2 protein-coding genes are annotated in these 2,022 nt (G+C 70.6%); both read left to right on the top strand.

All coding sequences use genetic code 11. The annotated features are described in order from the left end of the window. On the top strand, nt 1-582 hold a 582-nt coding region (locus tag VGK78_RS13220; RefSeq protein ID WP_331528115.1), incomplete at its 5' end, for an AMP-binding protein. 111 nt (nt 583-693) lie between these two features. Then, on the top strand, nt 694-2,022 hold a 1,329-nt coding region (locus VGK78_RS13215; RefSeq protein ID WP_331528114.1), incomplete at its 3' end, for an AMP-dependent synthetase/ligase.

The following is a 2,022-nucleotide window of genomic DNA, read 5'->3' as shown; positions in this document are numbered from 1 at the left end:
CTGGCGTGCGGCTTCCCGACGGCTCTCGAGGGGAGGCCGGATCATTCGGTCGCCTCCCTCGCCCTGGTCCGGCCGACGTTCGTCGCGGCGACGCCCGCGATGCTCCAGCAGGTGCGGACCGGGATCGAGGAGAACCAGCGGCGCGGGATGCTGCGTCGTCAGAAGTCGATCGACAAGCGGGTGCGGGCCGAGGTCCAGGAGACGTTCGGCGACCGGTTGCGGTTCGTGGTGGTGGCGGGCGGAGGGATGGACGCGGACCTCGCCGACTTCTTCGAAGGAAACGCGGTCACCGTGGTCGAGGCCTACGGCCGGCCCGAGACGGGCGGTGCCGTCAGCGTCGCCCTGCCCGGCGACGCGGGGAGCCGTACCGCCGGCCGGCCCGTTCCTGGCACCGACGTGCGCATCTCCGACCGCGGCGAGATCGAGGTCGCGGGGCCGGGGGTGATGGACGGCTACCACCGGCGCCCGGCCGACACCGAGGCCGTCCTCGAGCAGGGCTGGCTGCGCACCGGGGACGCCGGGGCGCTCGACGCCGAGGGCCGGCTGCTCGTGCTCGGACGCCAGGTGAGTGATGCGGAGTGAGCGGCGCCGCAGTGACTCCCGGCCCGTCGGCTCGTTGGCTACCCGTGCGTAGCAGCAACTAGATTGACGGTTTCGGATCGCCGCGCCCGAGTGCCCGCCCCAGGAGAGACAGTGCCCGTCACCACCGACTCCGGCTTCGTCGACCACATGGTCGCGAACGTCGCCCTGCAGTTCCTCGACCGCGTCGATCGGAGCCCGCGCAGCGAGGCGTTCCGCTACCCGGTGACCGACGGTCAGGAGGAGCGGTGGAACTCGGTGACCTGGGCGGAGGCCGGGGAGCAGGTCGCACGGCTCGCGGCCGGGCTGCTGTCACTGGGCGTGGAGCCGGAGCAGCGGGTCGGGATCGCGTCCGGTACGCGGTACGAGTGGATCCTGGCCGACCTGGCCGTGATGTGCGCGGCCGCGGCGACGACGACGGTGTACCCGTCCACCAACGACGACGACACGGCGTACATCCTGGGCGACTCGGAGTGCCGGGTCGTCTTTGCCGAGGACGACGAGCAGGTCGCCAAGCTGAGGAAGCACAAGTCCGAGCTGCCGCACCTGTCGAGGGTCGTCACCTTCGACCCTTCGACGGGCTCGGGACAAGGGGCGGCGGACGGCGACTGGGTGATCGGGCTGGAGGACCTCGGAGTGCTCGGCGACAGCTACCTCGCCGAGCACCCGGACGTGATCCGAGAGACGGCCGAGAAGATCCGGCCCGACCAGCTGGCGACGCTGATCTACACCTCGGGTACGACGGGCCGGCCCAAGGGGGTGCGGCTGCAGCACCGCTCGTGGGTCTACGAAGGCTCGGCGATCGAGGCGCAGGGGATCCTGAGCGAGAACGACCTTGAGTTCCGCTGGCTGCCGATGGCGCACTCGTTCGGCAAGGTGCTGATGTCGACGCAGATGGCGTGCGGCTTCGCCTGCGCGATCGACGGCCGGATCGACCGGATCGTCGACAACCTGGGCGTGGTGAAGCCGACGTTCATGGGCGCGGCGCCGCGGATCTTCGAGAAGGCGCACGCCCGGATCGTCACCATGCAGGCCGCCGAGGGCGGGGCCAAGGAGATGATCTTCAAGAGGGCGTTCGCGGTGGGGATCGCCTACGACAAGGCCAAGCGCGAGGGCCGCAGCCCCGGCGTACTCCTGAGCGCGCAGCGGGCACTGTTCGACAAGCTGGTCTTCGCCAAGATCCGGGAGCGCTTCGGTGGGCGGGTGCGCTTTTTCATCTCCGGTGCGGCCGCGCTCAACCAGGACATCGCCGAGTGGTTCCACGCCGCCGGCATCCTGATCCTCGAGGGCTACGGGCTGACGGAGTCGTCGGCCGGATCCTTCGTCAACCACCCCGACGACTACCGGATGGGGACCGTCGGCCCGGTCTTCCCGGCGTCCGAGGTGAAGCTCGGCGAGGGCGACGAGATCCTGATCCGGGGCCCGGGCGTGATGGAGGGCTAC

Source organism: Nocardioides sp. (genome assembly GCF_036503465.1).
Lineage (GTDB): Bacteria > Actinomycetota > Actinomycetes > Propionibacteriales > Nocardioidaceae > Nocardioides.
This window is presented reverse-complemented; position numbering and strand designations above follow the sequence as displayed.